Here is a 19,666-nt window from a genome sequence, read left to right on the forward strand (position 1 = left end):
CTACCACTCGATACCGCGCTGGCCCTTGCGGCCGGCGTCCATGGGGTGCTTGACCTTGGTCATCTCGGTGACCAGGTCGGCGAAGCCGGTCAGCGCCTCGGGCGCGTACCGGCCGGTGATGACGACGTGCTGGCTGCCCGGGCGGTCCTCGAGCACGGCGACGACCTCGGCCGGGTCGACCCACCCCCAGTGCATCGGGTAGGTGAACTCGTCGAGCACGTAGAAGCGGTAGGTCTCGGCGGCGAGGTCCCGCTTGACCTGCTCCCAGCCCTCCTTGGCCGCCTCCTCGCTGGACATCTCCTGCTCGGCGGAGCGCTGGATCCACGACCAGCCGGAGCCCATCTTGTGCCAGTCGACGGTGCCGCCCTCGCCGGAGGCGCCGAGGACGCGCAGCGCGTTCTCCTCGCCGACCTTCCACTTGGCGGACTTCACGAACTGGAACACCCCGACCGGCCAGCCCTGGTTCCAGGCCCGCAGCGCCATCCCGAACGCGGCGGTGGACTTGCCCTTGCCGGGGCCGGTGTGCACGGCGGTGATGGGCAGGGTACGGCGCTGGCGGGTCGTCAGGCCGTCGTCGGGAACGCTCTCGGGAACGCCCTTGGGCATGGGATCAGGCCGCCTTTCGCAGGGTGGTCGTGCGGTTGTCGCGGACGGTCGTGGCGCGGTTGTCGCCGCGGTTCGCGCGGACGAGCGAGGCCACGCCCTCGGCGCGCAGCTCGTCCAGGCTGACGGCGGTGCCGCCGAGCAGGCCGGCCAGGGTGCGGGCCAGGCCGAGGCGGACCGGGCCGGACTCGCAGTCCAGCACCACGCTCGCCGTGCCCTGCGCCGCGAACAGCGCGGCCGCGCGCTGGGACTGCGCGAGCGCGTCACGCCCGCCGGTGGCCCGGCCGTCGGTCACCACGACCAGCAGCGGGCGCCGGCTCGGGTCGCGCAGCCGCTCGACCCGCAGCACCTCGTGGGCGCGCAGCAGCCCGGCGGCCAGCGGGGTCCGCCCGCCGGTGGGCAGCGACTCCAGCCGGGCGGCGCCGACCTCCACCGAGGAGGTCGGCGGCAGCGCCAGCTCGGCGCCCGCCCCGCGGAAGGTGATCATGCCGATCTTGTCCCGCCGCTGGTAGGCGTCCATCAGCAGCGACAGCACGGCGCCCTTGACGGCGGTCATCCGCTGCCGGGCGGCCATCGAGCCGGAGGCGTCGACCACGAACAGCACCAGGTTGGACTCCCGGCCCTGGCGCACCTGTTCGCGGAAGTCGTCCTTCTTCAGCACCAGCGCCCGGCCGCTGCGTCCGCGCGCCACCTGGTGCGGGGCGGCGGCCTGCAGGGTCGCGGTCAGGTGCAGCCGGCCGAGGGCGCCGTGCGGCCGGCGGGAGCGGATGGTGTGCCCGCCGGTGGTCTCGGCGGGGGAGCGGCGGCCCTGGGCGCCGTGGCCGGTGCCCCGGACGGTGAACAGCCTGGTCCGGTACGCGTCCCCGGCGGCGACCGGCGCCGACTCCCGCGCGGGGGCCGGCTGCTGGGCCGGTACGGGTGGCTGCGCGGGCTCGTCGGCGCCCTCGGGGGCGGTGGCCTGCGGGGCGTCGCCCTCGGCGGGCTCGGGCGCTCCGCCGCCTCCGTCGGGGCCGTCGCCGTCGGGGCCACCACCGTCGGGGCCGCCGCCGTCCGGGCCGTCGCCCTCGGGCTCCGGGTCCTCCCGGTCCTCCTGGGCCTGCGCCTCGGCCTGCTCCTCCAGCGTCCGGTCCAGCTGCTCCTCGTCGAGCCCCGGCGCGTCGAACGGGTTGCGGCGGCGCCGGTGCGGCAGGGCCAACTGGGCGGCCTTGCGGACGTCCTCCTCCAGCACCTCGGTGCGCCCGTCCCAGGCGGCGAGGGCGACGGCGGTACGGGCCATCACGATGTCCGCGCGCAGCCCGTCCACCTCGAACGCGGCGCAGACGGCGGTGATCTGCCGCAGCGCCACCTCGGTCAACTCGACCTTGGGAAGCAACTCCCTTGCGGCGGTGATGCGTTCGGCGAGCGCCCGCTCCTCGTCGGCGAACCGTGCGGCGAACCCGGCCGGGTCCGCGTCGTACGCGAGCCGGCGGCGGACCACGTCGGCCCGTTCGGCCGGATCCCGGGTGGCGGCGATCTCGACGGTCAGGCCGAACCGGTCGAGCAGCTGCGGCCGCAGCTCGCCCTCCTCCGGGTTCATCGTGCCGACCAGCAGGAACCGGGCCGCGTGCCGCACCGACACGCCCTCGCGCTCGACGTACGAGCGGCCCATCGCGGCGGCGTCCAGCAGCAGGTCCACGACGTGGTCCTGGAGCAGGTTCACCTCGTCGATGTAGAGCACGCCGCGGTGCGCCTTGGCGAGCAGTCCGGGCTCGTACGCCTTGACGCCCTCGGCGAGCGCGCGCTCCAGGTCGAGCGAGCCGACGATCCGGTCCTCGGCCACGCCGACCGGCAACTCGACCAGTTGGGACGGGCGTTCATGGCTGGCGGGGCCTGCCTGACCGCCGGGGTGTGCAGCGCTGCCGGCGCCCTCAGCGCCGCCGGGGTCGCCGTGCGGCCCGTCGGGGCAGTGCGGGTCGGGCGCGGCCGGGTCGCAGGCGAAGCGGCAGTCGTCCACGACGGCGATGGACGGCAGCAGCCCGGCGAGCGCGCGCACCATGGTTGACTTCGCGGTGCCCTTCTCGCCGCGCACCAGCACGCCGCCGACGGCGGGGGAGACCGCGTTCAGCAGCAGACCGAGCCGCAGGTCGGCCATGCCGACGATCGCGGTGAACGGATAGCGGACGTCACTCATGCCTTGCCGGCCTCCTCAGGTGCCCCGGGCGGCAGGAACGGCAGCGATCCGGCCGCCGGCACCCCGCCCTCGATCAGCTTCCACAGCGCGTCGGTGTCCGCGTGTTCCTCGATCAGGTCGCCGAGCCGGTCCAGCCGGGCCTCGCGCGCCGCGGCGAAGCAGAGGTCCGGCGCCGGGACGAACGCCCGGCCCGCCGCCGCGGCGACCTCGCGCAGGAGTTCACGGCGGAAGCCGTCGTTCTCCAGCGCGCCGTGCCAGGTCGTGCCCCAGACCGAGCCCACCCGGCAGCCGTCCAGGGCCTGCCCCCGGTCATCGGTGACGAACGGCTCGCCGCCCTCGACGGCGACGACGCCGTGGTGGATCTCGTACCCCTCGACCCGCTGCCCGAACGCCCGGCCGACCGGCCGCGCCAGCACCTTCTCGGCGCCGAACCGCACGGACGTCGGCAGCAGGCCGAGCCCGTCGACGGCGCCCGCCCTGGACTCCACCTCGTCGACGATCCCGCCCGCCAGCATCTGGTAGCCGCCGCACACCCCGAGGACCGGCAGCCCGGCCGCCGCGCGCGCCTTCAGCGCCGGCTCCAGGCCGCGTTCGCGCAGCCAGGCGAGGTCGGCGACGGTGGCTCGGGTGCCGGGCAGCACCACCAGGTCGGCGTCGGCCAGTTCCTCCGGCCTGGTGGCCCAGCGCACCAGCACACCGGGCTCCTGGGCGAGCGCGTCCAGGTCGGTGAAGTTGGACAGCCGGGGGAAGCGCACCACGGCCACCCGCAGCACGTCCGCGCCGAGCGGCCCGCGGGCGTCGACCCGGTCCACGACCGTCGACAGGTCCAGCGAGTCCTCGGCGTCCAGCCACAGCCCGGGCAGCATCGGCAGGGTGCCCAGCACCGGACGGCCGGTCAGCTCGTGCAGCATCTCCAGCCCGGGCGCGAGCAGCCGGGCGTCGCCGCGGAACTTGTTGACGAACCAGCCCGCCACGTGCCGCTGGTCCTGCGCGGACAGCAGCGCCAGCGTCCCGTACATCGCCGCGAACACGCCGCCGCGGTCGATGTCCCCGACCACCACCACCGGCAGCCCGGCAGCCGTGGCCAGTCCCATGTTGGCGATGTCACGGTCGCGCAGGTTGATCTCGGCGGGCGAGCCGGCGCCCTCGCAGACGACCACGTCGTAGCGCCGGCGCAGGTCGGCCAGGCACTCCAGGGCGCGCTCCAGCAGCACGGGCTTGCGCTCGCGGTAGTCCAGCGCGCCCACCTCGGCGACCGGCCTGCCCAGCAGCACCACCTGGCTGCGGCCGTCCGCGCCGGGCTTGAGCAGCACCGGGTTCATCGCCGCCTCCGGCTCCACCCGGGCGGCCTGCGCCTGCATCGCCTGGGCGCGGCCGATCTCGGCGCCGTCGGCGGTGACGAAGGAGTTCAGCGACATGTTCTGCGCCTTGAACGGCGCGACCCGCACCCCCTGGCGGACCAGCCAGCGGCAGATGCCGGCCGTCACCACGCTCTTGCCCGCGTCCGAGGTCGTCCCGGCGACCAGCAGCGCGTTGCTCATGCCCTTCCCCTCCTCCTGCTCGTGCCCAACGCCCTGATCGCCAGATGCCCCGCGACCGTCGTACCCAGTGCCAGCACGCCCACCCGCCGAGAGAGCACGCAGGCCCGCTCGATGTCGTCCACCGTCACCGGCCGCAGCTCCGCGCCCAGGACCGGCCGGTGCTCCACCCTCCCCCCGCCGTCGCCCGGGGAGCCCACCGTGCCGTACCGCAGGGTGCCGCCCAGCCGTACGCCCACGGCGCCCGCGAACGCCGACTCGGCCTGGCCCGCGTTCGGGCTCGGGTGCGAGGAGCCGTCGCGCCGCCAGACGCGCCACGCGGTACGGGGCTGCGGGGCGGCGGCCACCGTCAGCAGCGCCGTCAGCCGGGCGCCCGGCCACCCCGCCAGGTCGTCCAGCCGGGCCGACGCCCAGCCGAACCGGGCGTAGCGCGGCGAACGGTGGCCCACCATGGCGTCCAGGGTGTTCACGGCGCGGAAGGCCAGCAGCCCGGGTGTGCCCGCGAGGGCGCCCCAGGTCAGCGCGTTCACCACGGCGTCGGCGGTGTTCTCGGCCACCGACTCGACCACCGCCCGGGCGATCTGCTGCTCGTCCAGCGCGCTCGGGTCGCGCCCGCACAGGTGCGGCAGCCGCTCCCGCGCGGCCGGCAGGTCCCCGTCCTTCAGGGCGCGGCCGATGGTGCGCGCCTCCCGGGTCAGCGAGGTGCCGCCGAGCACCGTCCACGTCGCGGCCGCCGCCAGCGCCGCCCGGCCCAGCGGGCGCCGGCCCACCGTACGGTCCAGGGCGAGCGCGCCCGCCGCGACCGCGCCCGCGCACAGCGCCGTGTACCCGGCGCCGACCGCACGGTCGTCGCGCCACAGCCGGCGCTCCAGCCGGGTCGCGGCGCCGCCGAAGACGGCCACCGGGTGGCCCCGGCGGGGATCGGCGAAGCGGGCGTCGGCGGCGTAGCCCGCGACGGCGCCCAGCGCGAACGCGGCGGCGCGGGTTAGGGGGCGGCCCGCCGGACCGGGCGCGGTCGGCGCCGGCACGGCTATCGGCCGCACGACGGAAGACAGCTCGACGGGGAACAACCCGGCGGGGGACAGCACTGCGGAAGACGGCCGGGAGGCCGACGGGGCGGGGCAGCCTGCATCGCGTGCGTGTCCTCACTCAGGGTCCGCGCCCTGGATCGACGTAGCGGGGGCGAGAGTCTCCTGGCTTCCGGGTCGAACGCACTCCCGGGGCCTTCCAGCGGCTTCTGACGGTCCGCCGTGGCGATACTTCCGAGCGTGCTCCCCGGTGACAGTGGCGGGACCGCGCCGGACTCGCACCGGCTTCCTCTCCATGCCTCCGATTGGCCTCAGGATCCCATCACGCGGCCGAAGCGGGAGTCAACCGAGGTCACGGAGGGGTTGGTCACACGGGCGGACCGGCTGACGTCCTGTGGGATCACCCAGCGCGGCGCGCCTGCGGTACGGGCCGCTTCGTGGGTTCGGTTGCTGGGGCCGCCCCGCGATCCGCCCCTACGTTCGGGGGCATGCGTCGCAGAAAGCCCCCCGCCACCCCGCCCCCGGTGCCGTTCTCGCCCGCGGCCGCCCGCGCCCATCGGGCCGGCCTCGGCCTGACCGCCGAGCAGGTCGCCGAGGGCATGGCCGCCCACGGCGTCCGGCTGCTGCCCGCCCACGTCCTCGCCTGGGAGAGCGGCTGGCTGCGCCCGGACGAAGCGGAGTTCATCGCCCTCGCCCGCGCCCTCTGGTGCCCCGCCGCCCAGCTGATGGACACCCGCCCGACCGGCCTGCGCGACCACCGCCTCGCCCGCGAGCTCGGCCAGGCGGCCGTCGCCGAACGCACCGGCACCGCCCTGTCCGCCTACCGGCAGGCCGAACTGACGGGCCAGTGGGAGGGCGACGAGGAACAGACCCGCGCCCTCGCCGACGTCCTCGGCCTCAGCCTGCCCGAACTCGTCGAGGCCACCGGGCGCCGGGACGCCCTCGACCGCCTCCTGCGCCAGTGCGCCGCCGGCCGCTGGCAGCCCCACCTCCGCGCCCTCGCCCGCATCGTCCCGGCTCCCTCCGACGTCCTCGCCGCCGCCCTCACCGCCCTCCAGCAGGAACACCAGATCCCCACCCACTGGGGCGCCACCACCCGCGCCACCCCGCCCCCGACCGCCGACGCCGTCACCCCCCGCTTCTGGCAGCTCCTCGACGCCGCCGGGTCCTGACGCCGCCGCTGCCGCCGCGTCCCGGCGCCGCGCTCCCGCCCCGATTCGTGACCCGGACGGCCCAATCCGCTGGCCGGGCGGTCGGGGCGCCGGTGAACTGGTGCACGAACACCGTCCGGTCCGTGACCAACAGAGCGGGGAACGTTATGCGCTGGGGAACCGCCGCCGTCGTGGCGGCCGCCGCCGCCGTCGGGGCCGGGGCCGGGGTCGCCTTCCTGGTGATCGGCCGCCGGGCCTCCGAGCGGATGGTCCACCCGGCGACCGCCGTCCGGGAGTCCGGCCCGGTCGTGGTCCGGAGCGTCGGCCCTGGCCGGGTCACCTTCACCGGCGGCCCCGAGAGCCTGCGCCCCGGCCGCTGGGCGGTCGAGTGGGACGACGGCGGGCACGCGGTCGTCGGGGAGGTCCTGCACAGCGACGAGCGGGGCGTCACCCGCCGGCTCGTCCGCGCGGACCAGGGCACCCTGGCGCCCGGCACCGTGGTCCGCTTCACTCCGCGCGTCCACCTCGGCGACCCCGTCCGGGCGTTCGGCCTCGCGTACACCGAGGTGGCCGCCGACGGCGAACTCGGCGCCCTTCCCGCCTGGTACCTCGACGGCAAGCGCGGCACCTGGGTGATCCTCGTGCACGGGGCCGGGGCCGACCGCGGGCAGGCCCTGCCGGTCCTTCCCGTCCTCGACCGCCTCGGCCTGCCCGCGCTCGTGGTCACCTACCGCGGCGACGAGGGCGCCCCCGCCGCCCCGAACCGCCCCGGCTCCGGCTCCGGCTCCGGTCCCGTCCACGTCGGCGATACCGAGTGGCGCGACGTCGAGGCGGCGCTCCGGCTGGCGCTGGAGAACGGCGCGGGCCGGGTGATCCTCTACGGCTGGTCCACCGGCGCCACCATGGTCCTGCAGACCGCGGCCCGTTCCGCCTGGTCGCACGCCGTCCGGGGCCTGATCCTCGACTCGCCCGTCCTCGACCTCCAGGCCACGGCCGGCCGTGGTGGCGTCCAGCGGCCTGCTGCCCGTGGCGCCACCGAAGCCGGCGCCCACGCCGCGCAGGCCCGCACCGGCACCAGCACCAGCACCGACGTCGCCGACTTCGGCCGCATCGCGGAGGGCACCGACCTGCGCGTCCCGACCTTCCTCCTGCACAGCCCGGACGACCGGCTCGCCCCGTTCGGCGCCGCCGAGCACCTGGCGGCGGCCCGCCCCGACCTGGTCAGCCTCCAGCCGTTCCCCGGCGCCGACCACGGCACCCTCTGGAACACCGCTCCCGACCACTACACCGAGCTCCTCCGCCGCTGGCTCACGCCCCTCCTCTGAGCCCGGGTCCGGGAGCGCATCGCAGCGCTCGGCACTCCCGACCGCCGCTCCCCGAGAGCACCGGAAGTCGGCCCCGCCGACTTCTCGTGCGGCAAGATCCACGCGGTGAACCGGCCATCCGTCCGAATTCGGGCTGGACAGCGACGCCGAGGATCGAGGGCGCCGCCCGCCTCCGCGGCGGTCATCGGCACGCCAGGGGCACAATGTGGCCCCTGCCCGGCTCCGTTACTGCCACGCTCCGTAACCGTTCGGACGGGCCCCGCAACCGTCACCCCCCACCTGGCATGGGCAGGCCACACGTTTCCGGCCAGGCGGTTTGCCTCTGTTGCCCGATCTTGCGGAGGTGCCGGCGCCGGTCTCCCGGTCGTACGGACAACCGGATGTGACAGAAGGCCGGTACAAGGGGAAGACTGCTCGACGTGACGTCTCGGAACCCGCGCGACCGTGATGCCCCGCTCCCGCCGACGATCGGTCCCGGCGCGACGGTGACCCGTCTCCCCGGTACGGCCCACAGGCCCGCCGGTGGCAGGCCGGGCGGGGCGGGTGTACCCCGCAACGGCGTACCCCGGCGGCGGGGCCCCGCGCCCGCTCCCGGGCGGGGCCGGGTTCCCGTGCCCGAGGGCTTCCCCGCGCCCGCCGAGCTGGCGCCGCTGGCCCGCCGGATGCTGGTGGACGCCGTCCGGATCGCCCGCTGGGCCGGGGATCTGAACGAGGTCGACAAGCGGGGCGAGCTGCTTCCCGACGCCGCCCGCGCGGCCGGCCGGGCGCTGGCCATGACGGTCGGCGCCGCGGCCAAGGCCTGGGGGCAGGCGCTGCTGGTGGGCCTGGTGGAGGCCCGCGACGGCGGTGCCGTCTCCGGCTGGCGCCTGCACGCCTGGGAGCACGACGACGAGGCCGTGGTGCGCGGCTGGTCGGCGCTGTTCGACGCCTGGACGCTGCTCGCCCCGGTGCCGCCCGCCGCGCTGCGCGGCGTGTTCGCCATGCTGGCCGGGCAGGCCGTGGACCAGGCCCCGCAGCTGCTCTCCTTCCTGCACCTGGTGGACGGCCCGGTCGCCGAGAGCGAGCTGCTGGAGCTGCTGCGCCGGGGCCTGGACGAGCGCCGGGTCGGCGGCGGGGCCGGCGGCCCGGGCCTGTCGCCCGTGCCGCACGCCGCCTCCGCGGTGTCGGCCGTCCGCGGCACCTGCCGGGAGCCGCAGATCGACACCCCGGCCGCACCCTCGGACGTGGCCGCCGTCCTGGACTGGATGCTGGACGGCCTGGCGGCGGTCGGCGCCCTGACGCGCAGCAACGACGCCGCCGAGCTGTCGCCGCTGGGCCACTGGGCGGTGCGGGCGAAGCTGGAGGAGATCTGCACGGTCGCGCAGACCGCGGCCGGGCACATCGAGCAGAGCGCCTTCGAGCTGCTGAACGCCTGCGCGGACTACTCGCCGGGCCCGGCCCGCGCCGAGTACCGCGCCTGGGTCGCGGCCCGCCCGGCGGACCGCGCGGTGGCCGAGCTGCTGGAGGCGGCGCAGGGCGACGACGCGCTGGTGCGCGGCCTGGCCTTCGAGGCGCTGCGGGTGGCCGGCGGGCCGGCCGAGCAGGCGGTCCGGGCGGCGGTGGACGCGCCGGTGCTGCGCCCGTACGCCCTGCTGTGGCTGGCGGAGCGCGCGGACGAGGGGGTCTCCCCGGCGGACGTGCTGGGCGCGGACGACGCGGCCTGGCTCTGGGTGGACACGGCGGCGGCGGTGCTCGACCACGGTGAGACGGAGCTGCTGGTGGGCCACGTCGAGGGTGCCTCGGCAGGCGATCCGGTACGGCTGTTCGCCCGGGCCCGGCAGTCCGGGCACCCGCGGGCGGCCTCGGTGCTGACGGCGGTGTCGAGCGTGCACCCCGATCCGGCGGTGGCCCGGGCGGCCCGCCGCTCGGCCTTCAGCGTCCACACCGGCGGCGCGTAGCGGAAGCCTCCGCGAGGAGGCGACGGCGGGAGCGACGGCCGGAACGAAGGCGAGAACGACGGCGAAGGGCCCGGAACCGATCGGTTCCGGGCCCTTCGCCGTATGACGAACTGATGAACGGGCGGCCTCAGCCGAGCCGGGACTCCGCCCGCCGGGCGCGGACGTCGCCGACCTTCTGCCCCACCTTGCGGCGGATGACCAGCAGCGGCGCCATCGCGGCGAGCGTGATCTGGGCGAACGCGCCGACGTGCATCAGCGCGTCGCCGCCGGGCAGTCCGGTGGCCCAGGCGGCCAGGCAGCCGATGGAGACCACGATCCAGCAGAGCGTGGCGGTGGCCAGCAGCCCCTGCGGCTTCGGGTACTCGATCCGGCTGACCATCAGGTACGCGGCGCCGAAGATGGCGAGCAGGCCGGGCAGGAACGGCGGGTCGAGCAGCACGATGGCGATGACCGTCATCGCGCCCATCGGGCAGGGCATGCCCTGGAACACGCCGGGCCGCATCTTGACGGCCGAGAAGCGGGCCAGCCGCAGGACGACCGCGAGCAGCACGGTGATCGCGATGAGCGCCGAGAGCTTGCTGTTGGAGCCCTGGGAGACCATGCCCCAGACCGCGACGAAGTAGGCCGGCGCGATGCCGAAGCTGATCAGGTCCGCCAGGTTGTCCAGTTCCGCTCCGAGGGCGGAGGAGCGCAGCTTGCGCGCCACCAGGCCGTCGAAGAGGTCGCACATCGAGCCGATCAGCAGCAGCGTGACCGCGGTGGCGGCGCTGTGCCGGTCCGGAGCGGCGTCCGGGTTGGTGATGTGCGGGACGAGGACCCCGGTGGTGATCGAGTAGATCGCCAGGAAGCCGCAGACGGCGTTGCCCAGGGTCAGGAAGTCTGCGGTGGACAGGTGCTGGGGAGAGCGCGGGGCGCGCAGCTCGCGGTCGCGCGCCCAGCGGCGGCGGCGCAGGGACGTCTCCTCGTCGTCCAGGCCGACGATTGTCTCAGGATCAGTCACGGTCAAGGCGCGTCACCCCGGCTGTGGTCTTCTGGCCGACCTCGACGCCGACCTCGACGCCGGCCGGCAGGTAGGTGTCGACCCGGGAGCCGAACCGGATCAGGCCGATCCGGTCGCCCTGCTCGACCTTGGTTCCGGCGGCGACGTACGGCACGATGCGGCGGGCCACGGCCCCCGCGATCTGCACCATCTCGATGTCGCCGAGCTCGGTGTCGAAGTGCCAGACGACCCGCTCGTTCTGGTCGCTGTCCTTGTTGAACGCGGGGACGAAGCCGCCCGCGACGTGCTCGACCGACGTCACCATGCCCGGCAGGGGCGCGCGGTTGACGTGGACGTTGAGCGGGCTCATGAAGATCGCGACCCGGGTGCGGCCGTCCGGCCAGGCGTCGATGCTCTGCACCACGCCGTCGGCGGGGGAGATCACTCTGCCCGTGCCGATCTCACGCTCGGGGTCGCGGAAGAACCACAGCATGCCCGCGCCGAGCGCACAGGCGGGTACCGCCGCCAGGGCCCACTTGCCGCTGCGCCGGGTGAGGGCGGTGGTCACGGCGGCCGTGGCGAGTGTGGGGACGAACCAGGGGGTGGCTCCGCGCGCGATGGTCACGCGGGGTCGCCGACCGGCCGTCGTGGGTGCGAGGGCATCGCGGTCCGTGACGGAGGTGTGAGGGGACGGGCTGATGGGCATCGAAGACCTTTGTCGCGGGGGATCATGGCCGCTGGACGGGGGCCACCGCGGAATCGGTAATAGAGGGACGGCTTGCTGTCCCGGTGGATGCTATCGGGAGCACACGGTGGGTGGGCAACCCGCCTGCTCGTTCATGTGTCCGGTGGGAGCGCGTGTGCGCGTCGTACCTCTACGACCGTAGCTCGCCCCGGTCCGGTTCCCAAGGGACCTGACAGGGCTGGTGACACTTGTCTCAACAGGCGGGCCGACAGAACCCGGTGGGGAAACGGCCGTACGGGCCGGAAGCGGGTGCGCGGAAGCGGCCGGAGGGCGTGTCGTTGCAGCTGTACGCCCTGCGGCCGCTCCGGAGGCCGTGCCGGGCCCCGGCGGACCAGGCCGGGGCCAGTGACGGGGCACGGCGCTCCGCCGGGACGGGCCCGCACGCCCGTCGACCGGCGGTTCGAGGGGGCCGCCCGGTGACGTGGTCCGTCGGCGGGCGGCCCGGGGATCACTCGGCGATCCGGTACTCCTCCAGGAGCCGGCGTCCGACGATCATCTTCTGGATCTCCGCAGTACCTTCACCGATGAGCAGCATCGGCGCCTCGCGGTAGAGGCGCTCGATCTCGTACTCCTTGGAGAAGCCGTAGCCGCCGTGGATGCGGAAGGCGTCCTCGACGACCTCCTTGCAGTACTCGGAGGCGAGGTACTTGGCCATGCCGGCCTCGAGGTCGTTGCGCTCGCCGCCGTCCTTCTTGCGGGCGGCCATGACCATCATCTGGTGGGCGGCCTCGACCTTGGTGGCCATCTCGGCGAGCTTGAACTGGATGGCCTGGTGCTCGGCGATCTTCTTGCCGAAGGTGGAGCGCTGCTGGGCGTAGGAGATGCCGAGCTCGAAGGCGCGGCGGGCGACGCCGCAGCCGCGAGCGGCGACGTTGACGCGGCCGACCTCGACGCCGTCCATCATCTGGTAGAAGCCGCGGCCCGGGACACCGCCGAGGACCCGGTCGGCCGGGATCCGGACGTCCTGCAGGACCAGCTCGGTGGTGTCGACGCCCTTGTAGCCCATCTTCTCGATCTTGCCGGGCACGGTCAGGCCGGGAACCGCGGGGTTCGGGCCGAAACCGGCCTCCTTCTCGATCAGGAAGGTGGTCATGTTCTTGTACGGGCTGCTGCCGCCCTCGTCGGTCTTGCACAGGACCGCGACGAGGGTGGAGGTGCCGCCGTTGGTCAGCCACATCTTCTGCCCGTTGAGGATGTAGGAGTCCCCGTCCTTCACGCCCTTGGTGGAGATGGCCGCGACGTCGGACCCGAGGCCGGGCTCGGACATCGAGAAGGCGCCGCGGATCTCGCCGGCTGCCATCCTCGGCAGAAAGTGGTCCTTCTGCTCCTGGGTGCCGTGGGCGTTGATCATGTGCGCCACGATGAAGTGGGTGTTGACGATGCCGGAGACCGACATCCAGCCGCGGGCGATCTCCTCGACCACCAGGGCGTAGGTGAGCAGGGACTCGCCGAGGCCGCCGTACTCCTCGGGGATGGTCAGGCCGAACAGGCCGAGCTGCTTCATGCCTTCGACGATGGCGGTCGGGTACTCGTCCTTGTGTTCCAGCTCGGTCGCGACCGGAATGATCTCCTTGTCGACGAAATCCCGCACGGTGGCGAGGATGTCCCGCTGGATCTCGGTGAGGCCGTCGGTCTGTGCGAGGCGTCCCATCGTGCGGCTCCGAAACGTCTAAGAGGGCGGGGGGGGGGATTGCGGGGGCCCTGCCGGCGTGGCTGCACAGCAGGGCCCCCTTCCGGGTGGGGGTCGGCCGATGACGGCGGCCTGCCCCTCCGGGGTCTTCGGAAGACCGGGGCCCCCGGTAAAGGGGACGGCGGTCTCCGATGGAGGGAGAAGAGAGAAGGGGTGCGGGGGAGACGCTAGGAGAGCGGGGTCGGGCGGCCGGGCTGCTCGCCGCCGCGCTCCTTGGTGTAGGTCTCGGTGGGCACCATCACCTTGCGCCGGAAGACGCAGACGACCGTGCCGTCCTGCTTGTACCCCTTGGTCTCGACGTAGACGATGCCGCGGTCGTCCTTGGACTTGGACGGCCACTTGTCGAGCACGGTGGTCTCGCCGTAGAGGGTGTCGCCGTGGAAGGTCGGCGCGATGTGCCGCAGCGACTCGATCTCCAGGTTGGCGATGGCCTTGCCGGAGACGTCCGGGACGGACATGCCGAGCAGCAGCGAGTAGATGTAGTTGCCCACCACGACGTTCTTGCCGAAGTCCGTCGTCTTCTCCGCATAGTTCGTGTCCATGTGGAGGGGGTGGTGGTTCATGGTGAGCAGGCAGAAGAGGTGGTCGTCGTACTCGGTGACCGTCTTGCCGGGCCAGTGCCGGTAGACCGCGCCGACCTCGAACTCCTCGTAGGTGCGTCCGAACTGCATGCCGCGGGCCCTCAGCTTTCCGGGATCTCGAACTTGGTGGTGCGCTGCAGGCCCGCGGCCCGGCCCTTGCCCGCGACGACCAGGGCCATCTTGCGGCTGGCCTCGTCGATCATCTCGTCGCCGAGCATCGCGGAGCCCTTGGCGCCGCCCGCCTCGGAGGTGCAGTAGTCGTAGGCGTCGAGGATCAGCTCGGCGTGGTCGTAGTCCGCCTGCGAGGGCGAGTAGATCTCGTTCGCGGCGGCGACCTGGTCGGGGTGGAGCACCCACTTGCCGTCGAAGCCGAGGGCGGCGGACCGGCGGGCCACCTCTCGGTAGCCCTCCTGGTTGCGGATCTGCAGGTACGGGCCGTCGATCGCCTGCAGGTCGTTGGCACGGGCGGCCATCAGGATGCGCATCAGGATGTAGTGGTAGGCGTCGGCGCCGTAGCCGGGCGGCTGCTCGCCGACGACCAGGGACTTCATGTTGATGGAGGCCATGAAGTCGGCGGGGCCGAAGATGATGGTCTCCAGCCGGGGCGAGGCCTCGGCGATGGCGTCGACGTTGATCAGGCCCTTGGCGTTCTCGATCTGCGCCTCGATGCCGATCCGCCCGACCTCGAAGCCCATGGTCTTCTCGATCTGGGTGAGCAGCAGGTCGAGCGCCTTGACCTGCTCGGCGTCCTGGACCTTGGGCAGCATGATGCAGTCGAGGTTGGGGCCGGCGCCCTCGACCACGGTGATCACGTCGCGGTAGGTCCAGTGGGTGGTCCAGTCGTTGACCCGGACGACCCTGGTCTTGCCGCCCCAGTCGCCGTTGTTGAGCGCGTCGACGATGTGGTGGCGGGCGCTCTCCTTGACGAGTGGCGCGCAGGCGTCCTCCAGGTCGAGGAAGACCTGGTCGGCGGGGAGGCCCTGGGCCTTCTCGAGGAAGCGCGGGTTGCTGCCCGGTACGGCGAGGCAGGAGCGGCGCGGGCGGAGACGGCTGCTCGAAGTGTCGCTTGCGGTGCTCATGGGGGTCGTTCGGTTCCTTCCCAGTGGTCAGCTGGTGGCCGCGGGTGCGGGCGTCCACGGCTGGAGCTTGTTGGCGAGCCGGATCTCGTCCACGATCCGGCCGATGATGGTCGTGATGCCGAAGTCCTTCGGGGTGAACACGGCGGCGACGCCGGCGGCCTTGAGGGCCTCGCCGTCCGCTGCCGGGATGATGCCACCCACGATCACCGGGACATCCTGCACCCCGGCCCGGTCCAGGCGCTTCAGGACGTCGGGCACCAGCTCGCAGTGCGCACCGGAGAGGATGGACAGGCCCACGCAGTGGACGTCCTCCGCGACGGCGGCGGACACGATCTGCTCCGGCGTCAGCCGGATGCCCTGGTAGACCACCTCGAACCCGGCGTCGCGGGCCCGGACGGCGATCTGCTCGGCGCCGTTGGAGTGCCCGTCCAGGCCGGGCTTGCCGACCAGCAGGCGCAGCCGGCCGGCGCCCAGCTCCTCGGCGGTCGCGGCGACCGCGGCGCGGACCTGCTCCAGCTCGCCGCCGGGCTCGGTGGCGACCGCGACGGGCGCGCCGCCGACCCCGGTGGGGGCCCGGTACTCGCCGAAGACCTCGCGCAGGGCGAAGGACCACTCGCCGGTGGTGACACCGGCCCGGGCGCAGGCGAGCGTGGCCGGCACCAGGTTGGCGTCGGTGGCGGCGACGGCCTTGAGCTCGGCCAGCGACGCCTGGGCGGCGGCCTCGTCACGCCGGCCGCGCCAGGACTCCAGGGCGGCGAGCACGGACTGCTCGGAGGCCGGGTCGACCACCATGATCGCGGTGTCGAGGTCGGCGGTGAGCGGGCTGGGCTCGGTGGTGTCGAAGCAGTTGACCCCGACGACCTTGTCCTCGCCGGACTCGATCCGGGCCCGGCGGGCGGCGTGCGAGGACACCAGGTTGGACTTCAGGTAGCCGGACTCGACGGCCGGGATGACCCCGCCCATCTCCAGCACCTTGGCGATCTCCGCCTCCGCGCCGGCCAGCAGCGCGGCGGTCTTGGCCTCGATCACCTCGGAGCCGTTGAAGATGTCGCCGTACTCCAGCAGGTCCGACTCGTACGCCAGCACCTGCTGGATACGCAGCGACCACTGCTGGTCCCACGGCCGGGGCAGGCCGAGCGCCTCGTTCCAGGCGGGCAGCTGGACGGCCCGGGCGCGGGCGTCCTTGGAGAGGGTGACGGCCAGCATCTCCAGGACGATCCGCTGGACGTTGTTCTCCGGCTGGGCCTCGGTCAGGCCGAGGGAGTTGACCTGGACGCCGTAGCGGAAGCGGCGCTGCTTCGGGTCCGCCACGCCGTAGCGCTCCAGGGTGACCTTCTCCCAGAGCCGGGCGAAGGCGCGCATCTTGCACATCTCCTCGACGAAGCGCACGCCGGCGTTCACGAAGAAGGAGATCCGGGCGACCACCTCGCCCATCCGCTCGGCCGGCACCTGCCCGGAGTCGCGGACGGCGTCGAGCACCGAGATGGCGGTGCACATCGCGTACGCGATCTCCTGGACGGGCGTGGCCCCCGCCTCCTGCAGGTGGTAGCTGCAGATGTTGATCGGGTTCCACTTGGGGAGGTTGCCGACCGTGTAGGCGATCATGTCGGTGATCAGCCGCACCGACGGGCCGGGCGGGAAGACGTGCGTCCCGCGCGACAGGTACTCCTTGACGATGTCGTTCTGGGTGGTGCCGGTCAGCTTGGCGATGTCGGCGCCCTGCTCCTCGGCGACCACCTGGTAGAGCGCCAGCAGCCACATCGCGGTGGCGTTGATCGTCATGGAGGTGTTGGTCTGCTCGAGCGGGATGCCGTCGAACAGGGCGCGCATGTCGCCGACGTGGCCGACAGGGACGCCGACCCGGCCCACCTCGCCGCGGGCGAGGACGTGGTCGGAGTCGTAGCCGGTCTGGGTCGGCAGGTCGAAGGCGACGGACAGGCCGGTCTGTCCCTTCGCCAGGTTCCGCCGGTAGAGCGCGTTGGAGTCGCTCGCGGTGGAGTGGCCGGCGTAGGTGCGCATCAGCCAGGGCCGGTCGCGCTTCTGGGGCTCGGTCATCGGAGGCCTCAGACGTTCCGGCTGGGCTTGACGTCCCGCTCGTCAAGCTGGCGGAAGAGGTTGATGGCGGGCAGGTGCTTGGCGCGGAGCTCCTGGTTGCGCACGCCGAGGCCTTCTTCCGGGGCGAGGCAGAGGACGCCGACCTTGCCCTGGTGCTTGTTGTGGTGGACGTCGAGGGCGGCCTGGCCGGTCTCCTCCAGGGTGTAGACCTTGGAGAGGGTGGGGTGGATCTTGCCCTTGGCGACGAGGCGGTTGGCTTCGAAGGCCTCGCGGTAGTTGGCGAAGTGCGAGCCGACGATGCGCTTGAGGGACATCCACAGGTAGCGGTTGTCGTACTGGTGCATGAAGCCGGAGGTGGAGGCGCAGGTGACGATGGTGCCGCCCTTTCGGGTGACGTACACGGAGGCGCCGAAGGTTTCGCGGCCCGGGTGTTCGAAGACGATGTCGACGTCCTCGCCGCCGGTGAACTCGCGGATCCGGGAGCCCAGGCGCTTCCACTCGCGGGGGTCCTGGTTGTGCTCGTCCTTCCAGAACCGGTAGCCCTCGGCGGAGCGGTCGATGATCGCCTCGGCGCCCATGGCGCGGCAGATCTCGGCCTTCTGGTCGCTGGAGACGACGCAGATCGGGGTGGCGCCGCCGGCCAGCGCGTACTGGGTGGCGTAGGAGCCGAGGCCGCCGCTCGCGCCCCAGATGAGGACGTTGTCGCCCTGCTTCATGCCGGCGCCGTTGCGGGAGACGAGCTGGCGGTAGGCGGTGGAGTTGACCAGGCCGGGGGAGGCGGCTTCCTCCCAGGTGAGGTGGGCGGGCTTGGGCAGCAGCTGGTTGGTCTTCACCAGGGCGATCTGGGCCAGGCCGCCGAAGTTGGTCTCGAAGCCCCAGATGCGCTGTTCGGGGTCCATCATCGTGTCGTCGTGGCCGTCCGGGGACTCCAGTTCGACGGAGAGGCAGTGGGCGACGACCTCGTCGCCGGGCTTCCAGGCGTTGACTCCGGCGCCGGTGCGCAGGACGACGCCGGCGAGGTCGGAGCCGAGGATGTGGTACGGCAGGTCGTGGCGCTTGGTGAGGGGGGAGAGCCGGCCGTAGCGCTCCAGGAAGCCGAAGGTGGAGACGGGTTCGAAGATCGAGCTCCACACGGTGTTGTAGTTGACGGAGCTGGCCATCACGGCGACCAGGGCCTCGCCCGGGCCCAGCTCGGGCAGGGCGACCTCGTCGAGGTGAAGGGACTTGCGGGGGTCCTTGTCGCGGCTGTCGAGGCCGGCGAACATCTGCTCCTCGTCCTTGTGGAGCGTCACGGCCCGGTAGGACTCGGGGAGCTTGATCGCCGCGTAGTCGGCCGACGTGGCGTCGGAGCTGAGGATCGCGTCGAGGATTTCCTGCATGGCTGCCTCCGAAGGCGTACCTGTGCGAGGGTCACAGGGCGTCTGGGGGAGCCGGGAGCGGACACCGGCTTCGCTGAGGTGGGTGGTGGGCGGGTGAGGCTGGGAGCCCGGTGTGGAACCGGGCCGGACTGGCGCTTGCTCCCGGGGTGTGGGAACACCGGACGACGGCGCGCCGAGGTGGGGAGCCGCGGCGCCGCGACTGGTGGGTAACAAGGTAGTGGCACCCTGTGCCACTCGTAAAGACACTGGGTGCCAGGAATTCCGGCGGCCTGAAACGGGCCGAAGCGACGCTTGACGCGCGTTGCGCGGGCAGCCGAAAGGCCCGCGCCGACGAATCGGCGCGGGCCTTGGCTACCGCTCTGACCTGCGTAAATGCCGGGCTTATGACTGCCGGGCGCCGCTCAGTGCGGCCCGGATGCTGTCCACCACGACGTCCAGCGGGGCGTCCGTCCGGGCGACTGTGATGAGTACCTCACCTCCGGGGCTGGCACTCAGTGCGCTCTCGGCCAGCAGATCCCCAGGGGCCACACTGGCACCGGGTGCCACCAAAGACCCCCGGCGTCTGGCCCCGGGCTCGCTGGAGGCCCAGAAGGTCCGCCGGATCACCTCGAAGGAGTGGTCCAGCTGCGCCTCCACGTCCCCGCGGCCGCCGGCCCGCAGCCAGCGCCGCAGCACGTGGTTGTGCGCCGCGACGACCGCCGCCGCCGACACCTCGGCCAGCATCGAGTCGTCCTCGCCGCCGCGCTGCCAACCGGACGGGATGGGCTCGCCGGTGTCGAACCGGCCCAGCAGGTACCGGGTGAACAGCCGCTCGTAGCGGGCCACCACGGCGATCTCCCGCTCGCGCAGCGCCGGCACCTGGCGGATCAGCTGGTACCGCGCGACCGACACCGCCGGCGTGGAGGCGTACATCCGCAGCACCTCCTTGATGCCGCGGCAGACCACGTCCAGCGGATGCTCCGCCGGCTCGGCGCTGGCCAGCAGGTCGGCCACCCGGACGAGGGTGTCGTCGTGGTCCGGGAAGATCGCCTCCTCCTTGGACCGGAAGTACCGGAAGAAGGTGCGCCGGGCCACCCCGGCGGCCGCCGCGATCTGGTCGACCGTGGTCTCCTCGTAGCCCTGCGAGGCGAACAGCTCCATCGCGGCGGTGGCCAGGTCCTGGCGCATCTGCTGGCGCTGCGCCGCCGCCCGGCGGCTGCCCGGCCCGCCCTCCGGCCCGGTGCCTCCGGCCGAGGGGGCCGGCCGGTCGGCGCCGTGCGAACCGGCGGGGTGCTGGGGGGAGGCTGACTGAACCCGATCCATGTCCGGAACGCTACACGGCCCCGCGGGCGCCGCTGCGGCCCTTCCCCGGCGCACCGGTACGACCGGGCCGGACACGGCCGGCCGGGGCCAGCGCGAGGAGACCG

The 19,666-nt window shown here is 73.5% G+C and carries 15 protein-coding genes and 1 riboswitch; of the genes, 3 read left to right on the plus strand and 12 right to left on the minus strand.

The features are described 5' to 3' along the window. The 4 genes from cobO to AC0B61_RS14430 are packed head-to-tail and all read right to left on the minus strand — an operon-like array spanning window position 1 to window position 5,339. Window positions 1-606: a cob(I)yrinic acid a,c-diamide adenosyltransferase gene (cobO, locus tag AC0B61_RS14415; RefSeq protein ID WP_471740967.1), complete on the minus strand. Its 606-nt coding sequence runs from the start codon at window positions 604-606 to the stop codon at window positions 1-3. Window positions 607-610: 4 nt separating this feature from the next. Further along, complete coding sequence (locus AC0B61_RS14420; RefSeq protein ID WP_471740968.1) at window positions 611-2,773, minus strand: putative cobaltochelatase; 2,163 nt, start codon at window positions 2,771-2,773, stop codon at window positions 611-613. Further along, window positions 2,770-4,314: a cobyric acid synthase gene (locus AC0B61_RS14425; protein ID WP_471740969.1), complete on the minus strand. Its 1,545-nt coding sequence runs from the start codon at window positions 4,312-4,314 to the stop codon at window positions 2,770-2,772. Before AC0B61_RS14425 ends, AC0B61_RS14420 begins: the two co-directional genes overlap by 4 nt. Beyond that, entirely contained in the window at window positions 4,311-5,339 is a 1,029-nt protein-coding gene (locus AC0B61_RS14430; protein ID WP_471741052.1) for a cobalamin biosynthesis protein, read from the minus strand. The genes AC0B61_RS14425 and AC0B61_RS14430 overlap by 4 nt, the downstream gene beginning before the upstream one ends. A 158-nt stretch (window positions 5,340-5,497) precedes the next feature. Further along, window positions 5,498-5,631, minus strand: a riboswitch (cobalamin riboswitch). A gap of 196 nt (window positions 5,632-5,827) precedes the next feature. On the opposite strand from AC0B61_RS14430, the gene AC0B61_RS14435 reads away from it, so the two are divergent. From AC0B61_RS14435 to AC0B61_RS14445, 3 genes are all read left to right on the plus strand, one after another. Further along, window positions 5,828-6,511 carry a helix-turn-helix domain-containing protein gene (locus AC0B61_RS14435; protein ID WP_471740970.1) on the plus strand — a complete coding sequence of 228 codons (684 nt, stop codon included), beginning with the start codon at window positions 5,828-5,830 and terminating at the stop codon, window positions 6,509-6,511. Between the two features lie 122 nt (window positions 6,512-6,633). Next, window positions 6,634-7,815, plus strand: coding sequence for an alpha/beta hydrolase (locus AC0B61_RS14440; protein ID WP_471740971.1), 1,182 nt, complete (start codon window positions 6,634-6,636; stop codon window positions 7,813-7,815). A 611-nt stretch (window positions 7,816-8,426) separates the two neighbouring features. Continuing rightward, complete coding sequence (locus tag AC0B61_RS14445; protein ID WP_471740972.1) at window positions 8,427-9,752, plus strand: hypothetical protein; 1,326 nt, start codon at window positions 8,427-8,429, stop codon at window positions 9,750-9,752. A gap of 127 nt (window positions 9,753-9,879) precedes the next feature. On the opposite strand, the gene AC0B61_RS14450 is transcribed toward AC0B61_RS14445, so the two are convergent. From AC0B61_RS14450 to AC0B61_RS14485, 8 genes are all read right to left on the minus strand, one after another. Then, window positions 9,880-10,758 (minus strand): CDP-alcohol phosphatidyltransferase family protein, encoded by an 879-nt coding sequence (locus tag AC0B61_RS14450; protein ID WP_030242067.1) that lies wholly within the window; start codon window positions 10,756-10,758, stop codon window positions 9,880-9,882. After that, window positions 10,745-11,437 carry a phosphatidylserine decarboxylase gene (locus AC0B61_RS14455; protein ID WP_471740973.1) on the minus strand — a complete coding sequence of 231 codons (693 nt, stop codon included), beginning with the start codon at window positions 11,435-11,437 and terminating at the stop codon, window positions 10,745-10,747. Before AC0B61_RS14455 ends, AC0B61_RS14450 begins: the two co-directional genes overlap by 14 nt. Before the next feature lie 487 nt (window positions 11,438-11,924). After that, complete coding sequence (locus AC0B61_RS14460; RefSeq protein WP_471740974.1) at window positions 11,925-13,127, minus strand: acyl-CoA dehydrogenase family protein; 1,203 nt, start codon at window positions 13,125-13,127, stop codon at window positions 11,925-11,927. A 206-nt stretch (window positions 13,128-13,333) separates the two neighbouring features. Then, window positions 13,334-13,837, minus strand: a complete 504-nt coding sequence (locus AC0B61_RS14465; protein ID WP_471740975.1) for a MaoC family dehydratase — start codon at window positions 13,835-13,837, stop codon at window positions 13,334-13,336. A gap of 11 nt (window positions 13,838-13,848) precedes the next feature. Continuing rightward, complete coding sequence (locus AC0B61_RS14470) at window positions 13,849-14,826, minus strand: HpcH/HpaI aldolase/citrate lyase family protein (RefSeq protein ID WP_471740976.1); 978 nt, start codon at window positions 14,824-14,826, stop codon at window positions 13,849-13,851. Between the two features lie 27 nt (window positions 14,827-14,853). Further along, window positions 14,854-16,881, minus strand: a complete 2,028-nt coding sequence (locus AC0B61_RS14475; protein ID WP_471740977.1) for a protein meaA — start codon at window positions 16,879-16,881, stop codon at window positions 14,854-14,856. A gap of 8 nt (window positions 16,882-16,889) precedes the next feature. Next, a complete protein-coding gene (gene ccrA / locus AC0B61_RS14480) occupies window positions 16,890-18,260 on the minus strand; it encodes a crotonyl-CoA carboxylase/reductase (protein WP_471740978.1) in 1,371 nt (456 codons plus the stop codon). A 381-nt stretch (window positions 18,261-18,641) separates the two neighbouring features. Next, complete coding sequence (locus AC0B61_RS14485) at window positions 18,642-19,562, minus strand: TetR family transcriptional regulator (protein ID WP_471740979.1); 921 nt, start codon at window positions 19,560-19,562, stop codon at window positions 18,642-18,644. Window positions 19,563-19,666 lie beyond the last annotated feature (104 nt).

This window comes from Kitasatospora sp. NPDC023385 (assembly GCF_055664045.1).

Coding starts and splice junctions, on each gene's coding strand:
- cobO (WP_471740967.1), bottom strand. CDS start 606: ATGCCCAAGGGCGTTCCCGAGAGCGTTCCCGACGACGGCCTGACGACC.
- AC0B61_RS14420 (WP_471740968.1), bottom strand. CDS start 2,773: ATGAGTGACGTCCGCTATCCGTTCACCGCGATCGTCGGCATGGCCGAC.
- AC0B61_RS14425 (WP_471740969.1), bottom strand. CDS start 4,314: ATGAGCAACGCGCTGCTGGTCGCCGGGACGACCTCGGACGCGGGCAAG.
- AC0B61_RS14435 (WP_471740970.1), top strand. CDS start 5,828: ATGCGTCGCAGAAAGCCCCCCGCCACCCCGCCCCCGGTGCCGTTCTCG.
- AC0B61_RS14455 (WP_471740973.1), bottom strand. CDS start 11,437: ATGCCCATCAGCCCGTCCCCTCACACCTCCGTCACGGACCGCGATGCC.
- AC0B61_RS14460 (WP_471740974.1), bottom strand. CDS start 13,127: ATGGGACGCCTCGCACAGACCGACGGCCTCACCGAGATCCAGCGGGAC.
- AC0B61_RS14465 (WP_471740975.1), bottom strand. CDS start 13,837: ATGCAGTTCGGACGCACCTACGAGGAGTTCGAGGTCGGCGCGGTCTAC.
- AC0B61_RS14470 (WP_471740976.1), bottom strand. CDS start 14,826: ATGAGCACCGCAAGCGACACTTCGAGCAGCCGTCTCCGCCCGCGCCGC.
- AC0B61_RS14475 (WP_471740977.1), bottom strand. CDS start 16,881: ATGACCGAGCCCCAGAAGCGCGACCGGCCCTGGCTGATGCGCACCTAC.
- ccrA (WP_471740978.1), bottom strand. CDS start 18,260: ATGCAGGAAATCCTCGACGCGATCCTCAGCTCCGACGCCACGTCGGCC.
- AC0B61_RS14485 (WP_471740979.1), bottom strand. CDS start 19,562: ATGGATCGGGTTCAGTCAGCCTCCCCCCAGCACCCCGCCGGTTCGCAC.